Genomic DNA, 20,761 nt, shown 5'->3' on the forward strand with positions numbered 1-20,761 from the left:
CCACGAGGGGTGGGAGTGCCGGGCCCGGGGCCACACGGGCCGACGGGGAACGCTCAGAACAGGGGCTGCGGCAGCACCCCCTCCAGCGCCAGGAGCTGCCGCTTCGTCTCCGGGCCTCCGCCGAATCCGCCCAGGCCGCCGTCGCTCTCCACCACCCGGTGGCAGGGCACGACGACGGGCAGCGGGTTCGACGCCATCGCGACGCCCACCGCCTGCGCCGCACGCGGCTGTCCCACGCGGTGGGCCAGGTCGCCGTACCCCACGACCGACCCGTACGGCACGCCGGCCGCCAGTTCACGCAGTACCCGGCGGTTGAACCCGGTGGTCAGCGTCCAGTCCAGCGGCAGGGTGAAGCTCCGCAGGCCGCCGTCGAAATAGGCGGCCAGCTGGCGTATGGGCTCGGCCAGCCGCGCCGATTCCGGCGCCTCGACGGGCGCGGCCGCGAAGCGTGCGGCCAGCCGCTCCAGCGCCCTGCGGCGCACCGCGGGAACGGCGTGGAAGCCCACGCTGACCAGCCCTCTGCTGCTCGCGGCCAGCAGCAGCGGACCGATGTCGCTCGCGACCGTGGTCCACTCGATCTCGATGACCTGCGTTCCGTTCTCCACGGCCCCACCGTACGGCGGCCCACCGACAGCCCGGCCGGACGGCGAACGGACCCGGTTGTCAGTGGGTGGTCGTACGGTGGTTGCATGCGGCCCGTTTCCAAGATCGAACGCACGGTGGCGCCTTTCGAGGTCGTCAGTCCCTACCAGCCCAGCGGTGACCAGCCGACGGCCATCGCAGAGCTCGACAAGCGTATCCGTGCAGGTGAGAAGGATGTCGTCCTGCTCGGCGCGACCGGCACCGGCAAGTCGGCCACCACCGCCTGGATGATCGAGAAGCTTCAGCGCCCCACGCTGGTGATGGCGCCGAACAAGACACTCGCCGCCCAGCTGGCGAACGAGTTCCGCGAGCTGCTCCCCAACAACGCCGTCGAGTACTTCGTCTCGTACTACGACTACTACCAGCCCGAGGCGTACGTCCCGCAGTCCGATACGTACATCGAGAAGGACTCCTCGATCAATGAGGAGGTCGAGCGCCTGCGCCACTCCGCGACGAACTCGCTGCTGACCCGCCGCGACGTGGTCGTGGTCGCCTCGGTCTCCTGTATCTACGGCCTCGGTACGCCGCAGGAGTACGTGGACCGGATGGTGTCCCTCAAGGTCGGCCAGGAACTGGACCGGGACGAGCTGCTGCGGCGATTTGTCGACATCCAGTACACGCGCAATGACGTGGCGTTCACCCGGGGCACCTTCCGGGTCCGCGGCGACACCATCGAGATCTTCCCGGTGTACGAGGAGCTCGCCGTCCGCATCGAGATGTTCGGCGACGAGATCGAGGCGCTCTCGACGCTGCACCCGCTCACCGGCGAGATCATCAGCGAGGACGAGTCCCTCTACATCTTCCCGGCGACCCACTACGTGGCGGGCCCGGAGCGCATGGAGAAGGCGGTCAACGGCATCGAGAAGGAGCTGGAGGAGCGGCTCGCGGAGCTGGACAAGCAGGGCAAGATGCTGGAGTCCCAGCGGCTGCGCATGCGCACCACCTACGACCTGGAGATGCTGCGCCAGATCGGCAGCTGCTCCGGCGTCGAGAACTACTCGATGCACTTCGACGGCCGCGACCCCGGCACGGCGCCCAACACCCTCCTCGACTACTTCCCCGAGGACTTCCTCCTCGTCCTGGACGAGTCACACGTCACCGTTCCGCAGATCGGCGCGATGTACGAGGGTGACGCCTCCCGTAAGCGCACCCTGGTCGACCACGGCTTCCGGCTGCCCTCCGCCCTGGACAACAGGCCGCTGAAGTGGGAGGAGTTCCAGAAGCGGATCGGCCAGACCGTCTACCTCTCCGCCACACCGGGCAAATACGAACTCTCCCGGGGCGACGGCTTCGTGGAGCAGATCATCCGCCCCACCGGGCTGGTCGACCCCGAGGTCGTCGTCAAGCCCACCGAGGGCCAGATCGACGACCTGGTCCACGAGATCCGTATGCGTACGGAGAAGGACGAGCGGGTCCTGGTCACCACCCTCACCAAGAAGATGGCCGAGGACCTGACCGACTACTTCCTCAACCTGGGCATCCAGGTGCGCTATCTACACAGCGACGTGGACACGCTGCGCCGTATCGAGCTGCTCCGCGAGCTGCGGGCCGGGGAGTACGACGTACTGGTCGGCATCAACCTGCTGCGTGAGGGGCTCGACCTGCCCGAGGTGTCGCTGGTCGCCATCCTCGACGCCGACAAGGAAGGCTTCCTCCGGTCGGGCACGTCGCTGATCCAGACGATCGGCCGCGCGGCGCGCAACGTCTCCGGGCAGGTCCACATGTACGCGGACCGGGTCACTCCGGCGATGGAGAAGGCCATCGAGGAGACCAACCGCCGCCGCGAGAAGCAGGTCGCGTACAACAAGGAGCGCGGGCTCGACCCGCAGCCGCTGCGCAAGAAGATCAACGACATCGTCGCGACGATCGCTCGCGAGGAGGTCGACACCGAGCAGCTGCTCGGCACGGGCTACCGCAAGCCGAAGGACGGGAAGCAGCCGAAGGCTCCGGTGCCCGCGCTCGGCGGTGCGGCCGCGAAGGGCGGCAAGGGTGCGAAGACGGGGAGGGCGGTCCCGACCGACCGCCCCGCCGAGGAACTGGCCGGAATCATCGAGGAGATGACCGAGCGGATGCGCGCCGCCGCCGCGGACCTGCAGTTCGAGGTGGCCGCCCGGCTCCGTGACGAAGTCGGTGAGATGAAGAAGGAGCTGCGCCAGATGAAGGAGGGCGGGCTGGCCTGACCCTGTTGTTGCAAGAACGACACAAAAAAGCCCTGGCCCTCCTGCGGCGTCCGCGCGACTGCGTAGGGTGCGGGGAAAACGTGGGGAAACAGGAAGAAGGGACAGCGCGTGACGGCCAATTTTGCCAAAGGCCCTGGCGTCAATCTGACCAAGGGGCAGGCCATCAGCCTGCAGAAGAACGACGGGGGCACCCTGACCGCGGTGCGGATGGGGCTCGGCTGGCAGGCGGCGCCGCGCCGTGGGCTGTTCGGCTCCCGCACCCGGGAGATCGACCTCGACGCGTCGGCGGTGCTGTTCGCCGACAAGCAGCCGGTGGACGTGGTGTTCTTCCGCCACCTCGTCAGCGACGACGGCTCGGTGCAGCACACCGGTGACAACCTGGTCGGCGGCGCGGGTCAGGGTGGCGACGACGAGGCGATCCTTGTCGACCTCGCGCGGGTCCCCGTCCACATCGACCAGATCGTCTTCACGGTGAACTCCTTCACCGGCCAGACGTTCCAGGAGGTGCAGAACGCCTTCTGCCGCATCGTCGACGAGACCAACGGTGAAGAGCTCGCCCGTTACACGCTCGACGGCGGAGGCCAGTTCACGGCCCAGATCATGGCAAAGGTGCACCGTTCGGGCGGCGGCTGGCAGATGACGGCCATCGGCAACCCTGCCAACGGCCGCACGTTCCAGGACCTGATGCCGGCGATCCTGCCGCACCTGTAGTCAACCCGGACAGGGCCTGGTCACCACCCGGCGCCCTCGAAGAGTGCGCGAACAGTTCCCGGCGGCGCGATGCTGCCGGGAACTGGCTGTTCCGGCAGACGGAACCGCGAGCTGACGACCAACTGCACCGCGACGAGGGGACACGCGCGATGACGGCCGAGCTGGTCCGGGGGCAGAATCAACCCCTGCCCATGGACCGACTGGAAATCCGGGTCTCGGCCGGGAAGCCGGTGCTCGCCGGTGCGACGCTCAGCGACGTGCAGGGCAAGGTCCGCGGTGCGGAGTGGGTCGCCCACCCCGGGTCTCCGCGGCTGCCCGGCCTCGAAGTGGCCCGGCAGGCGGCTGCGGACCACCGGCTCGTGGTGGATCTGAATGCGCTGCCGGAGGCTGTGCACCGGGTGAGCGTCCTGCTTGCTCTGCCCACCGGCACCGGCGGTCCCACCTCGTTCGCCTCCGTCGCCGCGCCCTTCACCGCTGTCACCGGGCCGACCGGTGCGGACGTCGTCAGCTACAGCATCACCGGACTGGGCACCGAGTCGGCCGTCGTCGCCCTGGAGCTCTACCGCAGGCAGGGGGCCTGGAAGGTCCGCGCTGTCGGCCAGGGGTACGCGGGCGGGCTCGCCGACCTGCTCGGTGACCAGGGGCTGCCGGGCGCCCGGGACCTCGCGGACGAGATCCAGGCCGCGGCCGTCGGCGGCGCGGCCCGCTCGGTGGCGCCCGCCTCGCCGCGTACCCCACAGGGCGACCGGGTACGGCCCGGCCCGGGTGCCGGCGGCCCACCGCGCGACGACCGTCCTGACGTCCCTGCGGCACCCTCGCGGCAGTTCGTGGGCGACGAGGCGCCGAGCGCCCCCGGAGCCGGCGGTTCCGGGGGCGGCCCCGTCGACTACACGCACCCGCGCCGGAAGCGCCCCACGCGCCCGGCGCCGGCCCCGGCTGTCCCCAGCCCCCGGCCCGGCGAGCGGCCCCGGCCCGTCGCGGGTGACGCCACCGGCTGGTCCATGGAGGAGCGCCTGTACAACCAGGTCTGGGGCATGTTCGAGGACCTGGCCCGCACGGCGGCCGCCTACCGCAGCGCTGTCGATTTCGCCGACTCGCGGCTGGAGCGCGAGATCGACGCGGCGCTCTCCGACCCCCGCAGCCGTACCGGACCCACGGGCAGCGAAGCCCGGCGGCAGGCGCAGGAGAAGCGGGACGGGCTGACCGCTCAGGCAAGAGAAGTGCTCGACCGGGACCTCGACCAGCTCATCGCCGAGTCCCGGGTGGTCGAGCCGGCCCTGGCCCCCGCCTTCGCCCGCTGGGACCACCCGGTCTGGCACGGGTACCGGGTCCCGGTGGAGGCTCCGCTGGCGCTGCGCCTCGGTGATCTGCACCTGCCGGTCCGCCCCGAGCTGCACATTCCGATGCTGGTGCGGCTGCCGCTCGAGCGCGGCCTCTGGGTCGACAGCGGCCGTCCCGGATCCGGGGCAGAACTGGACTCCGCCGCGCTGCGCAGGCGCGCCATGGACACCGCCGTCGCCCACGCCGCCCGTCTGCTGGCCGTCCACCCGGCGGGGGAGTTCACCGTGCAGGTGATCGATCCGGCGGGCGCGGGCGCCGGGCCGCTGGCTCCGCTGACCGGGTCCGGGGTGCTCGACGCGCCACCGGCGGCCGGCGCGCAGGGGGTGGCCGACGTACTCGCCCGGCTGGTGCGGCGGGTGGATCTGGTGCAGATGGCGGTTCGCGGGGGTGCGGCCGACTCCCTTCCGCCGGATCTGGACACGGCCGGGCAGCTGCTGATCGTCAATGACTTCCCGCACGGTTTCGATGACCGAGCCCTCACACACCTGCGTTATCTGGCCGACGAGGGGCCCGCGGTCGGTGTCCATCTGCTGATGGTCGCCGACCGGGAGGACGCCCGGGAGTACGGTCCGGTGCTCGATCCGCTGTGGCGTTCGCTTCTGCGCATCACTCCGGTGCCGGACGACCACCTCGCCGACCCCTGGGTCGGGCATGCCTGGACGTTCGAGCCGTCACTGCCGCCGCCGGGCAGTGAGGTGCTGCGGTACGTACTGGACCAGGTCGCCGCTGCCCGCCGGTCCTGACCCCGATCGGCCCCCAGCTCTTCCGGCTCTCCCGGATCGTCGGCGTCTCCCATTCTCCAACTCGGCTGACCTGCGAGTTTGAATTACCCTTTACCAATCCCTTTACCTTTACTTGGTACTCCCTGTACTGTTCTTGGTGCGGAGGGGAGTACTCCCCAAGTGCGGCGCACCCGTCAGTACGGACCTGCAAGGTCCCGGGGCGCCGGCCCGAGGTGCCGGTCCGTCCGGTGCGGGTGGAGGAGACCTCCGGCAGCGACGACGCTGATCAAGTAGCCGTAGCAATCGCCGGAGGCGTGATGGACGTTTCACTGACCCTGTGGGCGCTGACCATTCTTGGTCTGGGTGCCCTCATCGCGGTCGACTTCGTGATCGGGCGCAAGCCCCATGACGTATCGGTCAAGGAGGCCGGCGTCTGGACCGTGGTCTGGATCGCTCTGGCCGCCCTCTTCGGCCTCGGACTGCTGCTCTTCGGCAGTGGCCAGGCGTCCGGCGAGTTCTTCGCCGGTTTCATCACCGAGAAGTCGCTGAGCGTCGACAACCTCTTCGTCTTCATCCTGATCATGGCGAAGTTCTCGGTGCCGTCCCACCTCCAGCAGCGGGTGCTGCTGTTCGGTGTCCTGATAGCCCTGGTGCTGCGTGCCGTCTTCATCGCGGCGGGTGCGGCGATCATCGCCGGCTTCTCCTGGGTCTTCTTCCTCTTCGGCGCGTTCCTGATCTACACCGCGTGGAAGCTCATCAAGGAAGCGCGGTCGGACGACGAGGAAGAGGAGTTCGAGGAGAACCGCCTCCTCAAGTCGGTCGAGCGGCGTCTCGGTGTGGCCGACCGCTACCACGGCACCAAGCTCTTCATCCAGCAGAACGGCAAGCGGATCATGACGCCGCTGATGGTCGTGATGCTCGCCATCGGCACCACCGACGTGCTGTTCGCGATGGACTCCATCCCCGCGATCTTCGGCCTCACCAAGGACCCGTACATCGTCTTCACGGCCAACGCCTTCGCCCTCATGGGGCTGCGCCAGCTGTACTTCCTCATAGGCGGCCTGCTGAAGAAGCTGGTGCACCTCAGCTACGGGCTGTCGGTCATCCTCGGGTTCATCGGCGTCAAGCTGCTGCTGCACGCGCTGCACGAGTCGGGGGTGCCCGTTCCGGAGATCTCCATCCCCGTTTCGCTGGCGGTCATCTGCGGCGTGCTGATCATCACCACGGTGACCAGCCTCCTCGCCAACAGGAAGCAGGCGGCGGCGGAGGCAGCCGAGGCGTCGGACAAGGACAGCATCGGCGCCTGACGGCCAAGGTGATCCGGGGAAAGACGGGGGAGACGTACGGGTACGGGTCGCTCACCAGCCGCGGGCGCGCCACTCCGCGAGGTGCGGGCGCTCGTCGCCCAGCGTGGTGTCGTGGCCGTGCCCCGGATAGACCCAGCTCTCGTCGGAGAGCGGGTCGAAGAGCTTCTCCTCGACACCGTCGAGCAGGCTGGTGAAGGCCTTTGGGTCGTCGTGGGTGTTCCCGACGCCGCCCGGGAAGAGGCAGTCACCGGTGAAGATGTGCGGGTGGCCGTGCGGGTCGTCGTAGATGAGCGCGATCGAGCCCGGGGTGTGACCGATCAGCCGGCGGGCCATGAGCCCGACCCGGCCCACCCAGATCGTGTCGCCGTCCTCCACGGGGACGTCGGTGGCGACCGGGATGCCACCGGCGTCGTACCGCCCCGCGTAGGTACGGGCACCCGTTGCGTCCACCACGTCCTGCAAGGACTGCCAGTGGTCGCCGTGGCGGTGGGTGGTGATCACCGAGGTGATGGAGTCGGCGCCGATCAGCTGCAGCAGCGTCGGGGTGTCGTTCGCCGCGTCGATCAGCAACTGCGCACCGGACTCCCGGCAGCGCAGCAGATACGCGTTGTTGTTCATCGGACCCACTGCGACCTTGGAGATCATCAGTGCTGTCAGCTCGTGTACGTCCGCCGCGCCGCCGACCTTCACCACTCCGCTGTACGTCATGGTGCCGAGTCTAGGTCCAGGGGCGTACGCCGGACCCCGGGACCGGAGCACGGATCGCGAACGGCCCTCTAGAGTCCGGGAAGTACCGGCAGCGCGCCACCGCCCGGGACCGTCAGCACCTTGCCGTCACCGCGGCCCGAGAGCCAGCCCAGCAGGGCTGGGGCAGGTCCGGTCACACCGGCCACCGCGGGATCGGCGGCGAAGCGGTCCCGCAGGAATGCGATCTCCCGCTCGGTGAACTCCGCGGACAGGTCCTCCAGCTCGTAACCGATACCGAGATCGACGTGGTGCAGCTCCATCTCGGCCCATCGCCGGAAGGGGACGCGGGAGGCCGTGTCGGTGACGCCGTTGCGGAGGGTCACGGTGCGGGACCAGTCCGCGGGAAGCGCCGTGCGCTCGCGGAACCGGGCCGCGCTCTCGCGCAGATCGGCCAGCTGTACGGCGAGCGGGCGGTGTGCGTCGCGCTCGATGTCGGCGTCGCGGACCTCGGCGGAGGCGTACATCGGCAGTCCGGCGAGAACATTTCCGATCGCGTCGGCGTTACGGGAGAGATGGGCGAGGACGTGACCGCGGGACCAGCCGGGAAGCCGTGACGGTTCCGCGGCCGCGGCGTTGTCCAGTCCGGCAACCGCGGCCAGGAGCCGTTCGGTCGCCTCGTCCACGGATTTCAGGTCGCGCGCGTGATCGATCATGCAGCTGACGATAGGCCCCTCCACTCCTTCGAGTGAAGCTGTTTACCGATGGCCGTAATTCGAATGCGCGTGCTATAGGCTCGTGAGAGACATCCAACAAGCCATCTTCCGACATCGCTGAGGCGCCCCCCATACCCTGGGAAGGGGGCTCCGCCCCTGCTTCTTCTCTCAGAAAGGTGCGGACCGGCGTGGCCGACCGTCTCATCGTTCGTGGCGCTCGCGAGCACAACCTCAAAAACGTCTCGATCGACCTCCCGCGTGACTCCCTGATCGTCTTCACCGGGCTCTCCGGATCGGGTAAGTCCTCCCTCGCGTTCGACACGATCTTCGCCGAGGGGCAGCGCCGCTATGTCGAGTCGCTCTCCTCGTACGCCCGGCAGTTCCTCGGGCAGATGGACAAGCCCGATGTGGACTTCATCGAGGGTCTGTCCCCCGCTGTCTCCATCGACCAGAAGTCGACCTCGCGCAACCCGCGCTCGACGGTCGGCACCATCACCGAGGTCTACGACTACCTGCGTCTGCTCTTCGCGCGCATCGGCAAGCCGCACTGCCCCCAGTGCGGCCGGCCCATCTCGCGCCAGTCCCCGCAGGCCATCGTCGACAAGGTCCTCGAACTGCCCGAGGGCAGCCGCTTCCAGGTGCTCTCGCCGCTCGTGCGGGAGCGCAAGGGTGAATTCGTCGACCTCTTCTCCGACCTTCAGACCAAGGGGTACAGCCGTGCCCGGGTGGACGGCGAGACGATCCAGCTCTCCGAGCCGCCCAAGCTGAAGAAGCAGGAGAAGCACACCATCGAGGTGGTCATCGACCGCCTCACGGTCAAGGACAGCGCCAAGCGCCGCCTCACCGACTCGGTGGAGACCGCCCTCGGGCTGGCCGGCGGCATGGTCATCCTGGACTTCGTCGACCTGCCCGCGGACGACCCCGAGCGTGAGCGGATGTACTCCGAGCACCTCTACTGCGCGTACGACGACCTGTCCTTCGAGGAGCTGGAGCCGCGCTCCTTCTCGTTCAACTCGCCCTTCGGCGCCTGCCCCGACTGCACCGGCATCGGGACGCGGATGGAGGTCGACCCCGAGCTGATCATCCCGGACGAGGACAAGTCACTCGACGAGGGTGCGATCTCTCCGTGGTCGCTCGGCCACACCAAGGAGTACTTCGCCCGGCTGGTCGGCGCGCTCTCCGAGGAGCTCGGATTCCGGACGGACATTCCCTGGGCCGGGCTCCCGCAGCGCGCGAAGAAGGCCCTGCTGCACGGCCACAAGACCCAGATCGAGGTCCGCTACCGGAACAGGTACGGGCGCGAGCGCGCCTACACGACGTCCTTCGAAGGCGTGGTGCCCTTCGTCAAGCGGCGGCACTCGGAGGCCGAGAGCGACTCCAGCCGGGAGCGCTTCGAGGGCTACATGCGCGAGGTGCCCTGCCCGACCTGTGAGGGCACCCGGCTGAAGCCGATCGTCCTCGCGGTCACCGTGATGGAGAAGTCCATCGCCGAGGTCGCCGCGATGTCGATCAGCGAGTGCGCGGACTTCCTGGGCCGGCTGAAGCTCAACGCCCGCGACAAGAAGATCGCCGAGCGGGTGCTCAAGGAGGTCAACGAACGGCTGAAGTTCCTGGTCGACGTCGGTCTCGACTACCTCTCGCTCAACCGCGCGGCGGGCACGCTCTCCGGCGGCGAGGCGCAGCGCATCAGGCTGGCCACCCAGATCGGTTCCGGCCTGGTCGGGGTGCTGTACGTGCTGGACGAGCCGTCCATCGGCCTGCACCAGCGCGACAACCACCGCCTCATCGAGACGCTCATCCGGCTGCGTGACATGGGCAACACCCTGATCGTCGTCGAACACGACGAGGACACCATCAAGGTCGCCGACTGGGTCGTGGACATCGGCCCCGGCGCGGGTGAGCACGGCGGCAAGGTCGTGCACTCCGGGTCGCTGAAGGACCTCCTTACCAACAAGGAGTCCCTGACCGGCCAGTACCTGGCGGGCAAGAAGGCCATCCCGATCCCGGACCTGCGCAGGCCCGTGGACCCGGGGCGGCAGCTGACGGTGCACGGTGCCCGGGAGAACAACCTCCAGGACATCGACGTGTCCTTCCCGCTGGGGGTGCTGACCGCGGTCACCGGTGTCTCCGGATCCGGCAAGTCGACCCTGGTCAACGACATCCTCTACACACACCTGGCGCGCGAGCTCAACGGCGCTCGTACGGTGCCGGGCCGGCACACCCGGGTCGACGGCGACGACCTGGTCGACAAGGTCGTACACGTCGACCAGTCGCCCATCGGCCGCACCCCCCGGTCCAACCCGGCGACGTACACCGGGGTCTTCGACCATGTGCGCCGGCTCTTCGCCGAAACGATGGAGGCCAAGGTCCGGGGCTATCTGCCGGGACGCTTCTCCTTCAACGTCAAGGGCGGCCGCTGCGAGAACTGCTCGGGCGACGGCACGATCAAGATCGAGATGAACTTCCTGCCGGATGTGTACGTCCCGTGCGAGGTCTGCCACGGCGCGCGCTACAACCGGGAGACCCTTGAGGTCCACTACAAGGGCAAGTCCATCGCGGAGGTCCTGGACATGCCGATCGAGGAGGGCCTGGACTTCTTCGAGGCCGTCCCGACGATCGCGCGTCACCTGCGCACGCTCAACGAGGTGGGCCTCGGGTATGTCAGGCTCGGGCAGTCCGCGCCGACGCTGTCGGGCGGTGAGGCACAGCGGGTGAAGCTGGCGAGCGAGCTCCAGAAGCGCTCCACCGGCCGCACCGTCTACGTCCTGGACGAGCCGACGACGGGCCTGCACTTCGAGGACATCAGCAAGCTCATCAACGTGCTGTCGGGCCTGGTCGACAAGGGCAACACGGTCATCGTCATCGAGCACAACCTGGATGTCGTCAAGACTGCGGACTGGGTTGTCGACATGGGGCCCGAGGGCGGCAACGGGGGTGGCCTGGTCATCGCGGAGGGCACTCCGGAGCAGGTCGCCGGGGTCCCGGCCAGCCACACCGGGAAGTTCCTCCGGGACATCCTGGACGGCGACCGGATCAGCGACGCGGCCCTGTCCGGGAAGGCGCCGGCGAAGAAGGCCGCTGTGAAGAAGACAGCGGCCAAGAAGACAGCGGCCAAGAAGGCGGCGGTGGAGAAGCCGGCGCCGAAGGGCACTGCGGCGAAGGGAAGCACGGCGAAGAAGGCGGCGGCGAAGAAGGCGACGCGAACACGCCGCGCTTCGTGACGGCGACGGTGACCGTGCCGGTGGCTGAGCCGGGAGCCATGGCGCTTTGACGGGGCCGGGGTCGTGACCGGGTACGGGCCGACGACGGCGCACGGCCCTGTGGCCGTGCGCCCGGGCCCGGGTCCGCCCGTGGTGTTCTCTGCCACGGCGGCCCCGGCCGGTGGGGCATCCGGTCCGGAGGTCAGGCCAGCTCTCCCGCGTACGGCGGCTGGGCGCCCGTACGTGAGCAGGTCACCGCGGCCGCCCGGGCCGCGAAGCCCAGGACCTGGGCCCAGTCGTCGCCGGACAGTGCGGCCGTCGCCGCCGCCGACAGTGCGTCCCGCTCCGCGAGGCCGTGCAGCAGCGCCGCATTGACCGTGTCGCCCGCGCCGATGGTGTCCACCACGTCGACCGCCTCGCCGGGGACCGCGTACGCGCCGCCCGCCCTGGTCCGTACGGTCAGGCCGTCACCGCCGTGTGTGACCACCACCGCCTCCGGCCCCGCGGCCAGCCACTCCTCCGGGGAACCGCCGAGCCACTGGGCGTCCTCCTCCGACAGTTTCAGGAGGGTGACGTCGGGCAGCCAGCCCCGGAACCGCTTCCGGTAGGCGTCCCCGTCCCGGATCAGCCCCGCCCTGATGTTCGGGTCGAGCAGGGTGAACACCCCGCGCGCCGATTCCCGCCGGAGCAGTGCCTCGTACGCGCTAGCGCCCGGTTCGAGGACCAGCGAACAGGTGCCCAGGGACAAGGCCCGTACCTCGGAGGGCAGTTGCTCCGGGAGTTCGAAGAGCCGGTCCGCGCTGCCCTCGGCGTAGAAGCCGTATCCCGCGGAACCGTCGGCGCCCAGCGCCGCCACCGCGAGTGTCGTCGGCTCCGGGCCGCGCTGCACCAGGGAGAGGTCCACCCCGGCTGCCCGCAGTCCGCCGAGCAGTGCCTCTCCGAAGCCGTCGGTGGACACCCGTGAGCAGAAGCCCACCCGGGCGCCGAGCCGCCCGAGGGCGACGGCCGTGTTGTAGGGCCCGCCGCCCAGCCGTGGCAGCAGTGCGGGCAGCGGCTCACCGGGCGCGGCGGCGTTCTGCGGCACCAGGTCGATCAGGGACTCTCCGGCGACGGTGATCACAGATCCCGAACGTAGCCGAAGTTCCCGGGCCCGTAAACGCCCCAAACACCGCCTGCGATGGCGGAGATCTCCACCGGTATGGTCGGTTCCGTCGCCGATGCCTGCTGAACCGTGGAGCCTCCCATGTCCGGTCTGCCCCCCGCCCGCCGTTCCGTCCTCATGGGAGCCGCCCTGGCGGGCGCCGCCGGGCTCGGGCTCACCGCCTGTTCGGGCGGCGGCAGCAGCACCTCGTCGGGCCCTGACAAGCCCGTCGACCTCGGTGCGGCGGACGCCGTGCCGGTCGGCGGGGTCAAGTACTACCGGGACCAGTTCCTGCTCGTGAGCCGGCCGAGCGCCGACGAGTACAAGGCGCTCTGGTCACGGTGCACCCACCAGAACTGCCCGCTGCAGAAGATCGAGGGCAAGGTCGGCATCTGCCCCTGCCACGGCAGCCGGTTCGACGTCACGACCGGCAAGGTGCTGCAGGGCCCCGCCGGCCGCCCGCTCGCCGACGTGCCGGTCAAGGTGGTGGGCGGAAAGCTGATCGCGGGCCCCGACAAGAAGGCCTGACGCCGCCCGCGGTGACTCCGCGCTGTCAGTCACCGCCAGTAGGGTGGGAGACATGGCAGACCCCTCCAGTTACCGCCCCAAGCCGGGACAGATCCCCGACTCCCCGGGGGTCTACAAATTCCGCGACGAGCACCACCGGGTGATCTACGTCGGGAAGGCGAAGAGCCTGCGCCCGCGCCTGTCCTCGTACTTCCAGGACCTCGCGAATCTCCACCCGCGCACCCGCACGATGGTCACCACGGCCGCGTCCGTGGAGTGGACGGTGGTCTCCACCGAGGTCGAGGCGCTCCAGCTCGAATATTCCTGGATCAAGGAATTCGACCCCCGTTTCAACGTCAAGTACCGCGACGACAAGAGCTATCCGTCCCTCGCGGTGACGCTGAACGAGAAGTTCCCCCGGGTACAGGTGATGCGCGGACCCAAGAAGAAGGGCGTGCGCTACTTCGGTCCCTACGGCCATGCCTGGGCCATCCGCGAGACCGTCGACCTGATGCTCCGCGTCTTCCCCGTACGCACCTGCTCCGCCGGGGTGTTCAAACGCTCCGCGCAGATCGGCCGCCCCTGCCTGCTCGGCTACATCGGCAAGTGCTCGGCGCCCTGTGTCGGCCGTGTCACCCCCGAGGAGCACCGCGAACTCGCCGAGGAGTTCTGCGACTTCATGGCCGGCCGCACCGGCGCGTACATACGCCGTATCGAGCAGGAGATGCGGGACGCGGCCGAGGAGATGGAGTACGAGAAGGCGGCCAGGCTCCGCGACGACATAGAGGCGCTCAAGCGTGCCCTGGAGAAGAACGCGGTCGTCTTCAACGACGCCACCGACGCCGACCTGATCGCGGTCGCGGAGGACGAGCTGGAGGCCGCCGTCCAGATCTTCCACGTCCGGGGCGGCCGGGTCCGCGGCCAGCGCGGCTGGGTGACCGACAAGGTCGAGGCCGTGGAGACCTCCGGTCTCGTCGAGCACGCGCTCCAGCAGCTGTACGGCGACGAGAAGGGCGAGGGCGTGCCCAAGGAGGTGCTGGTCCCGGCCCTGCCGGAGCAGGCCGACGCCGTCACCCAGTGGCTCACGGACCGCCGTGGTTCGCATGTCTCGCTGCGCATCCCGCAGCGCGGTGACAAGAAGGACCTGATGGCGACCGTCCAGCGCAATGCCCAGCAGGCGCTGGTCCTGCACAAGACGAAGCGCGCGTCCGACCTGACCACCCGGTCCCGGGCCCTGGAGGAGATCGCCGCCGCGCTCGGCCTCGACAGCGCGCCGCTGCGGATCGAGTGCTACGACATCTCGCACCTCCAGGGCGACGACGTGGTGGCCTCGATGGTGGTCTTCGAGGACGGGCTGGTCCGCAAGGGGGAGTACCGCCGCTTCCAGATCAAGGGGTTCGAGGGCCAGGACGACGTCCGGTCCATGCACGAGGTGATCACCCGGCGCTTCCGGCGGTATCTCCAGGAGAAGGAGCGGACGGGGGAGTGGACCGAGGAGCAGACCGCCGAGGCCGTCGAGGAGGACGGACGGCCCAAGCGGTTCGCCTACCCGCCCCAGCTCGTGGTGGTCGACGGGGGCCAGCCCCAGGTGGCGGCCGCGAAGCGCGCTCTGGACGAGCTGGGCATCGACGACGTCGCCGTGTGCGGTCTGGCCAAGCGGCTGGAGGAGGTCTGGCTCCCGGGGGACGACGACCCGGTGGTCCTGCCCCGGTCCAGCGAGGGGCTCTACCTCCTCCAGCGGGTGCGTGACGAGGCCCACCGCTTCGCCATCACCTACCAGCGCGCCAAGCGGGCCAAGCGCTTCAGGGCGGGGCCGCTGGACTCCGTAGCCGGTCTGGGCGAGACCAGGAAACAGGCCCTGATCAAGCACTTCGGCTCGGTCAAGAAGCTGAGACAGGCCACAATCGAACAGATCTGCGAAGTGCCCGGCATAGGCCGCAGGACGGCCGAGTCGGTGGCCGCGGCGCTCGCACAGGCGGCCCCGGCCGCACCTGCCGTGAACACGGCAACAGGAGAGATCATGGAAGACGACGGGGGCGACACACATGAGTGACGAGCAGGAACGGGACGGAGCACAGGTGAGTACGGGCAGTGCGGGAGCGGGTACACCGGCCGAGACCACAGAGGCGGCCATCCCGGAGCTGGTGATCATCTCCGGGATGTCCGGCGCCGGGCGTTCCACCGCGGCGAAGTGCCTGGAGGACCTGGGCTGGTTCGTGGTCGACAACCTGCCGCCCGCCCTGATCCCCACGATGGTGGAGCTCGGCGCCCGCTCGCAGGGCAATGTCGCCCGTATCGCCGTGGTCGTCGACGTCCGCGGCCGCCGCTTCTTCGACAACCTGCGCCAGTCCCTCGCGGACCTGGCCGCCAAGCAGGTCACCCGGCGGATCGTCTTCCTGGAATCCTCCGACGACGCCCTGGTGCGCCGCTTCGAATCCGTCCGCAGACCGCACCCGCTCCAGGGGGACGGCCGGATCACCGACGGCATCGCAGCCGAGCGTGACCTGCTGCGCGAGCTGCGCGGTGACGCCGACCTGGTGATCGACACCTCCAGCCTCAACGTGCACGAGCTGCGGGCCAAGATGGACGCCCAGTTCGCCGGCGACGAGGAGCCCGAGCTGCGGGCGACCGTGATGTCCTTCGGCTACAAGTACGGACTCCCGGTCGACGCGGACCTCGTCGTCGACTGCCGCTTCCTGCCCAACCCGCACTGGGTCCCCGAGCTGCGCCCCTTCACCGGCCTCAACGAGGAGGTGTCCGCGTACGTCTTCAACCAGCCGGGTGCCAAGGAGTTCCTCGACCAGTACAGCGAACTGCTCCAGATCATCGCCACCGGCTACCGGCGCGAGGGCAAGCGGTACGTGACCATCGCCGTCGGCTGTACCGGCGGCAAGCACCGCTCGGTGGCGATGTCCGAGAAGCTCGCCGCCCGGCTGGCGTCGGAAGGGATCGAGACGGTGCTCGTCCACCGCGACATGGGGCGCGAGTGACAGGCCGCAGCACCGCCAAGCCGCGGCGGGTACGGCTGGTACCGGGCCGGATCAGGCGCGGCACCCAGCCGAAGGTCGTCGCGCTGGGCGGCGGGATGGGGCTCTCCGCCTCGCTCGCCGCGCTGCGCCGCATCACCGGGGACCTGACCGCCGTGGTCACCGTCGCCGACGACGGCGGCTCCAGCGGCCGGCTCCGCGAGGAGCTGGGCGTGCTGCCGCCCGGGGATCTGCGCAAGGCGCTCGCCGCGCTCTGCGGGGACGACGACTGGGGGCAGACCTGGGCCCGTGTCATCCAGCACCGCTTCCAGTCCAAGGGCGAGCTGCACGAGCACGCGGTCGGCAATCTGCTGATCGTCGCCCTGTGGGAGCAGCTCGGCGACCATGTGCAGGCGCTCGACCTGGTCGGCAAGCTGCTCGGCGCGCACGGCAGAGTGCTGCCGATGTCCGCGGTGCCGCTGGAGCTCCAGGCGCTCGTACGCGGCCACGATCCGGACCGCCCCGACGACATCGACACGGTCCGCGGCCAGGCCACGGTCGCGCTCACCCCGGGCGAGGTGCAGTCCGTGCACCTCGTGCCGAACGACCCGCCGGCCGTCCCGGAGGCCGTCGCCGCGGTCCTCGACGCGGACTGGGTGGTGCTCGGCCCCGGCTCCTGGTTCTCCTCGGTGATCCCGCACCTGCTGGTGCCCGAACTGCTCGACGCACTGGTCGAGACGAAGGCCCGCAAGGTGCTCTCGCTCAATCTCGCACCGCAACCCGGTGAAACCGATGGCTTCTCACCGCAGCGTCATTTGGAGGTTTTGGCCCGACACGCCCCTAAACTCGCCCTGGACGTGGTGCTTGCCGACGAGGCCGCCGTGCCCGACCGCGCGAGTCTCGCCGAAGCCGCCAAAGGGCTCGGTGCGGCGGTCGAGCTGGCGCCCGTGGCCTCGCCCGATGGCTCCCCTACGCATGACAGGGAGCTGCTGGCCGCCGCGTACGACCGTATTTTTCGGATGCATGGAAGGATCGGCCCATGGCGATGACGGCAGCGGTGAAGGACGAAGTCTCCCGGCTCCCCGTCACCCGGACCTGCTGCAGGAAGGCGGAGGTTTCGGCGATTCTTCGGTTCGCCGGCGGGCTGCACCTGGTGAGCGGGCGGATTGTGATCGAGGCGGAGCTGGACACCGCCATGGCGGCACGCCGGCTCAAGCGGGACATTCTGGAGATCTTCGGGCACAACTCCGAACTGATCGTGATGGCCCCCGGCGGGCTGCGCAGAGGCAGCCGCTACGTCGTACGCGTCGTGGCGGGAGGCGACCAGCTGGCACGCCAGACCGGCCTGGTCGACGGCCGCGGCCGCCCGATCCGCGGTCTGCCCCCGCAGGTGGTCTCGGGGGCCACCTGTGATGCCGAGGCGGCCTGGCGCGGTGCCTTCCTGGCACACGGCTCGCTCACCGAGCCCGGTCGCTCCTCCTCACTGGAGGTGACCTGCCCCGGACCCGAGGCGGCGCTCGCCCTGGTGGGCGCGGCACGCAGGCTCCAGATCGCCTCGAAGGCCCGTGAGGTCCGCGGTGTGGACCGGGTCGTCGTCCGGGACGGGGACGCGATCGGCGCCCTGCTCACCCGGCTCGGCGCACACGAGTCCGTGCTGGCCTGGGAGGAGCGGCGGATGCGCCGTGAGGTCCGCGCCACCGCCAACCGCCTCGCCAACTTCGACGACGCCAACCTCCGCCGCTCGGCACGGGCCGCGGTCGCCGCCGGGGCCCGGGTGGGCCGCGCACTGGAGATCCTCGCCGACGAGGTGCCCGAGCACCTCGCGGCGGCCGGCCGGCTGCGCATGGAGCACAAGCAGGCGTCGCTGGAGGAGCTCGGCGCGCTCGCCGACCCGCCGCTCACCAAGGACGCCGTCGCGGGCCGGATCCGCCGGCTGCTCGCCATGGCCGACAAGCGGGCACAGGATCTGGGGATTCCCGGTACCGAGTCCACGCTTTCCGAGGAGATGGACGACAGCCTCGTCGGCTGAGCACCGGCGGAATCCGGCGGAATCCCGCGCCGTATTCCCGCGCCCCCGCATTCACCCGGTGTTCAACCCGACGGTGCCGGTGCCCATATGGGTACCGGCACCGTCGTATGAGCCCGCGAATGTACTGGTGGGTACGGGTGTCCGTACCGCATGTGAAATTCCGTACGGTCCTGTTCGATATGACCCTGGGGGCTTTCGAGAGGTAGGGTCGGAGGCGGTCGGGGACATCCCATACATCTCGCCGTGGCGTCGAAACCCGGCGTACCAACGAGGAGATCGAGTTCGTGACGATCCGCGTAGGCATCAACGGCTTTGGCCGCATCGGTCGTAACTACTTCCGCGCGCTGCTGGAGCAGGGTGCTGACATCGAGATCGTGGCTGTCAACGACCTGGGTGACACCGCGACCACCGCGCATCTGCTGAAGTACGACACGATTCTGGGCCGTCTCAAGGCCGAGGTCACGCACACCGCAGACACCATCACCGTTGACGGCCACACCATCAAGGTGCTGTCCGAGCGCAACCCGGCCGACATCCCCTGGGGTCAGCTGGGCGTCGACATCGTGATCGAGTCGACCGGCTTCTTCACGAAGAAGGCCGATGCCGAGAAGCACATCGCCGGCGGCGCCAAGAAGGTCCTCATCTCGGCTCCGGCCAAGGGTGAGGACATCACCATCGTGATGGGCGTCAACCAGGACAAGTACGACGCGGCGAAGCACAACGTCATCTCCAACGCCTCCTGCACCACCAACTGTGTGGCGCCGATGGCCAAGGTTCTCCTGGAGAACTTCGGCATCGTCAAGGGCATGATGACGACGGTCCACGCGTACACCAACGACCAGCGCATCCTGGACTACCCGCACTCGGACCTGCGCCGCGCCCGCGCCGCCGCCGAGAACATCATTCCGACCACCACGGGTGCCGCCAAGGCCACCGCGCTGGTCATCCCGGAGCTCGAGGGCAAGCTCGACGGCATCGCGATGCGCGTCCCGGTCCCGACCGGCTCCGTGACCGACCTGGTCATCGAGCTGGAGCGCGAGGTCACCAAGGACGAGGTCAACGCCGCGTTCCAGAAGGCCTCCGAGGGCCAGCTCAAGGGCCTCCTCGACTACACCGAGGACCCGATCGTCTCCTCGGACATCGTCAACTGGCCGGCGTCCTGCACCTTCGACTCCTCCCTGACCATGGTCCAGGGCAAGAGCGTCAAGGTCATCGGCTGGTACGACAACGAGTGGGGCTACTCCAACCGACTGGTCGACCTGACCGTCTTCGTCGGCAACCAGCTCTGATCACGGGCCGGTAGGCACCTCGAATGTGAGCACGGGGCCCGGACTGCGCGACGAAGCGCGGTCCGGGCCCCGTGGCCTGTCCAGATCGTCCAAGGAGTCCAGGAACCCATGAAGACCATCGACGAACTTCTCGCTGAAGGGGTCGCGGGCAAGCGGGTATTCGTCCGCGCCGACCTCAATGTGCCGCTCTCCGGCACCACCATCACCGACGACGGCCGGATCCGTGCCGTCCAGCCGACGGTGGCCAAGCTCGCGGAGGCCGGCGCCCGTGTCGTCGTCGCCTCGCACCTGGGCCGCCCGAAGGGCGCCCCGGACCCGGCGTTCTCGCTCGCTCCCGCGGCGGCCCGCCTCGGCGAACTCCTCGGCGCCGACGTCGCGTTCGCGACCGACACGGTCGGTGAGTCCGCGAAGGCCACGGTCGCCGCCCTCACCGACGGCCAGGTCGCCGTCATCGAGAACCTCCGCTTCAACGCCGGTGAGACCTCGAAGGACGACGCCGAGCGCGGCGCCTTCGCCGACCGGCTCGCCGAGCTGGCCGATGTCTACGTCGGCGACGGCTTCGGCGCCGTGCACCGCAAGCACGCCTCGGTCTACGACCTCCCCGCGCGCCTGCCGCATGCCGCCGGCTACCTCATCGCCACCGAGGTCGCCGTCCTCAAGAAGCTGACGTCCGACGTCAAGCGCCCGTACGCCGTGATCCTGGGCGGCGCCAAGGTCTCCGACAAGCTCGGCGTCATCGACCACCTGCTGGAGCGGGCCGACCGCATCCTCATCGGCGGCGGCATGGCGTACACCTTCCTCAAGGCCCAGGGCCACGAGGTCGGCAGCTCGCTCCTCCAGGAGGACCAGATCCCGGTGGTCCGCGAATACCTGGAGCGCGCCAAGGCCAAGGGCGTGGAGTTCGTGCTCCCGGTCGACGTCGTGGTCTCCGCGGAGTTCCCCGACCTCAAGGCCAAGGCTCCGACGCACCCCGAGACGGTCCCCGCGGACGCGATCCCGGCCGGGAAGATGGGTCTGGACAACGGCCCCGAGACCAACAAGCTCTACGCATCGAAGCTCGCCGACGCGGCCACCGTCTTCTGGAACGGCCCGATGGGCGTCTTCGAGCACCCCGACTACGCCGACGGCACCCGCGCCGTCGCGCAGGCCCTCCTCGACAGCCCGGCCTTCACGGTCGTCGGCGGCGGTGACTCCGCCGCCGCGGTACGCATCCTGGGCTTCGACGAGAACAAGTTCGGACACATCTCGACCGGTGGCGGCGCCAGCCTCGAATACCTCGAAGGCAAGACGCTTCCCGGCCTCGCCGCACTGGAGAACTGACAAACC

16 protein-coding genes are annotated in these 20,761 nt (G+C 69.5%); 12 read left to right on the forward strand and 4 right to left on the reverse strand.

All coding sequences use genetic code 11. From position 1 onward, the window contains the following. Positions 1–53 precede the first annotated feature (53 nt). Positions 54–605: a methylated-DNA--[protein]-cysteine S-methyltransferase gene (locus OG285_RS28045; RefSeq protein ID WP_371792574.1), complete on the reverse strand. Its 552-nt coding sequence runs from the start codon at positions 603–605 to the stop codon at positions 54–56. Positions 606–689: 84 nt separating this feature from the next. On the opposite strand from OG285_RS28045, the gene uvrB reads away from it, so the two are divergent. The 4 genes from uvrB to OG285_RS28065 all read left to right on the forward strand — a co-directional run bounded on the left by uvrB (position 690) and on the right by OG285_RS28065 (position 6,903). Next, positions 690–2,822, forward strand: a complete 2,133-nt coding sequence (uvrB, locus tag OG285_RS28050) for an excinuclease ABC subunit UvrB (RefSeq protein WP_356833414.1) — start codon at positions 690–692, stop codon at positions 2,820–2,822. Between the two features lie 144 nt (positions 2,823–2,966). Further along, the gene (locus tag OG285_RS28055) at positions 2,967–3,533 is read left to right on the forward strand and encodes a TerD family protein (protein ID WP_356833668.1); all 567 of its coding nucleotides are present in this window, start codon (positions 2,967–2,969) and stop codon (positions 3,531–3,533) included. Positions 3,534–3,682: 149 nt separating this feature from the next. Then, positions 3,683–5,617, forward strand: a complete 1,935-nt coding sequence (locus OG285_RS28060; protein WP_371792575.1) for a TerD family protein — start codon at positions 3,683–3,685, stop codon at positions 5,615–5,617. Positions 5,618–5,913: 296 nt separating this feature from the next. After that, positions 5,914–6,903, forward strand: coding sequence for a TerC/Alx family metal homeostasis membrane protein (locus OG285_RS28065; protein ID WP_356833418.1), 990 nt, complete (start codon positions 5,914–5,916; stop codon positions 6,901–6,903). A 51-nt stretch (positions 6,904–6,954) separates the two neighbouring features. Here OG285_RS28065 and OG285_RS28070 read toward each other — a convergent pair whose 3' ends face one another. Beyond that, on the reverse strand, positions 6,955–7,611 hold the full coding sequence (locus OG285_RS28070) for an MBL fold metallo-hydrolase (protein ID WP_356833420.1): 657 nt from the start codon (positions 7,609–7,611) through the stop codon (positions 6,955–6,957). 68 nt (positions 7,612–7,679) lie between these two features. Next, entirely contained in the window at positions 7,680–8,303 is a 624-nt protein-coding gene (locus OG285_RS28075) for a maleylpyruvate isomerase family mycothiol-dependent enzyme (protein WP_356833422.1), read from the reverse strand. A gap of 188 nt (positions 8,304–8,491) precedes the next feature. On the opposite strand from OG285_RS28075, the gene uvrA reads away from it, so the two are divergent. Beyond that, on the forward strand, positions 8,492–11,524 hold the full coding sequence (gene uvrA / locus OG285_RS28080; protein ID WP_371792576.1) for an excinuclease ABC subunit UvrA: 3,033 nt from the start codon (positions 8,492–8,494) through the stop codon (positions 11,522–11,524). Positions 11,525–11,705: 181 nt separating this feature from the next. Here uvrA and OG285_RS28085 read toward each other — a convergent pair whose 3' ends face one another. Then, positions 11,706–12,623 (reverse strand): carbohydrate kinase, encoded by a 918-nt coding sequence (locus tag OG285_RS28085; RefSeq protein WP_371792577.1) that lies wholly within the window; start codon positions 12,621–12,623, stop codon positions 11,706–11,708. 123 nt (positions 12,624–12,746) lie between these two features. On the opposite strand from OG285_RS28085, the gene OG285_RS28090 reads away from it, so the two are divergent. From OG285_RS28090 to pgk, 7 genes are all read left to right on the forward strand, one after another. Next, positions 12,747–13,172 carry a Rieske (2Fe-2S) protein gene (locus OG285_RS28090; protein ID WP_356833430.1) on the forward strand — a complete coding sequence of 142 codons (426 nt, stop codon included), beginning with the start codon at positions 12,747–12,749 and terminating at the stop codon, positions 13,170–13,172. 52 nt (positions 13,173–13,224) lie between these two features. Next, positions 13,225–15,204, forward strand: coding sequence for an excinuclease ABC subunit UvrC (gene uvrC / locus OG285_RS28095; RefSeq protein ID WP_356833432.1), 1,980 nt, complete (start codon positions 13,225–13,227; stop codon positions 15,202–15,204). Next, positions 15,197–16,141, forward strand: a complete 945-nt coding sequence (gene rapZ, locus OG285_RS28100) for an RNase adapter RapZ (protein ID WP_356833434.1) — start codon at positions 15,197–15,199, stop codon at positions 16,139–16,141. Before uvrC ends, rapZ begins: the two co-directional genes overlap by 8 nt. After that, positions 16,138–17,166 carry a uridine diphosphate-N-acetylglucosamine-binding protein YvcK gene (gene yvcK, locus OG285_RS28105; protein ID WP_356833436.1) on the forward strand — a complete coding sequence of 343 codons (1,029 nt, stop codon included), beginning with the start codon at positions 16,138–16,140 and terminating at the stop codon, positions 17,164–17,166. The genes rapZ and yvcK overlap by 4 nt, the downstream gene beginning before the upstream one ends. Continuing rightward, positions 17,157–18,146, forward strand: coding sequence for a DNA-binding protein WhiA (gene whiA / locus OG285_RS28110; protein ID WP_266858127.1), 990 nt, complete (start codon positions 17,157–17,159; stop codon positions 18,144–18,146). Before yvcK ends, whiA begins: the two co-directional genes overlap by 10 nt. Positions 18,147–18,430: 284 nt before the next feature. Continuing rightward, the gene (gene gap / locus OG285_RS28115) at positions 18,431–19,435 is read left to right on the forward strand and encodes a type I glyceraldehyde-3-phosphate dehydrogenase (protein ID WP_266858128.1); all 1,005 of its coding nucleotides are present in this window, start codon (positions 18,431–18,433) and stop codon (positions 19,433–19,435) included. A 108-nt stretch (positions 19,436–19,543) separates the two neighbouring features. Then, positions 19,544–20,755 (forward strand): phosphoglycerate kinase, encoded by a 1,212-nt coding sequence (pgk, locus tag OG285_RS28120; protein ID WP_356833439.1) that lies wholly within the window; start codon positions 19,544–19,546, stop codon positions 20,753–20,755. Positions 20,756–20,761: the final 6 nt, after the last annotated feature.

Origin of the sequence: Streptomyces sp. NBC_01471 (assembly GCF_041438865.1) — a bacterium.
In the GTDB taxonomy this organism is placed as follows: Bacteria; Actinomycetota; Actinomycetes; order Streptomycetales; family Streptomycetaceae; genus Streptomyces.

Coding starts and splice junctions, on each gene's coding strand:
- uvrB (WP_356833414.1), top strand. CDS start 690: ATGCGGCCCGTTTCCAAGATCGAACGCACGGTGGCGCCTTTCGAGGTC.
- OG285_RS28060 (WP_371792575.1), top strand. CDS start 3,683: ATGACGGCCGAGCTGGTCCGGGGGCAGAATCAACCCCTGCCCATGGAC.
- OG285_RS28065 (WP_356833418.1), top strand. CDS start 5,914: ATGGACGTTTCACTGACCCTGTGGGCGCTGACCATTCTTGGTCTGGGT.
- OG285_RS28070 (WP_356833420.1), bottom strand. CDS start 7,611: ATGACGTACAGCGGAGTGGTGAAGGTCGGCGGCGCGGCGGACGTACAC.
- OG285_RS28075 (WP_356833422.1), bottom strand. CDS start 8,303: ATGATCGATCACGCGCGCGACCTGAAATCCGTGGACGAGGCGACCGAA.
- OG285_RS28090 (WP_356833430.1), top strand. CDS start 12,747: ATGTCCGGTCTGCCCCCCGCCCGCCGTTCCGTCCTCATGGGAGCCGCC.
- uvrC (WP_356833432.1), top strand. CDS start 13,225: ATGGCAGACCCCTCCAGTTACCGCCCCAAGCCGGGACAGATCCCCGAC.
- rapZ (WP_356833434.1), top strand. CDS start 15,197: ATGAGTGACGAGCAGGAACGGGACGGAGCACAGGTGAGTACGGGCAGT.
- whiA (WP_266858127.1), top strand. CDS start 17,157: ATGGCGATGACGGCAGCGGTGAAGGACGAAGTCTCCCGGCTCCCCGTC.
- pgk (WP_356833439.1), top strand. CDS start 19,544: ATGAAGACCATCGACGAACTTCTCGCTGAAGGGGTCGCGGGCAAGCGG.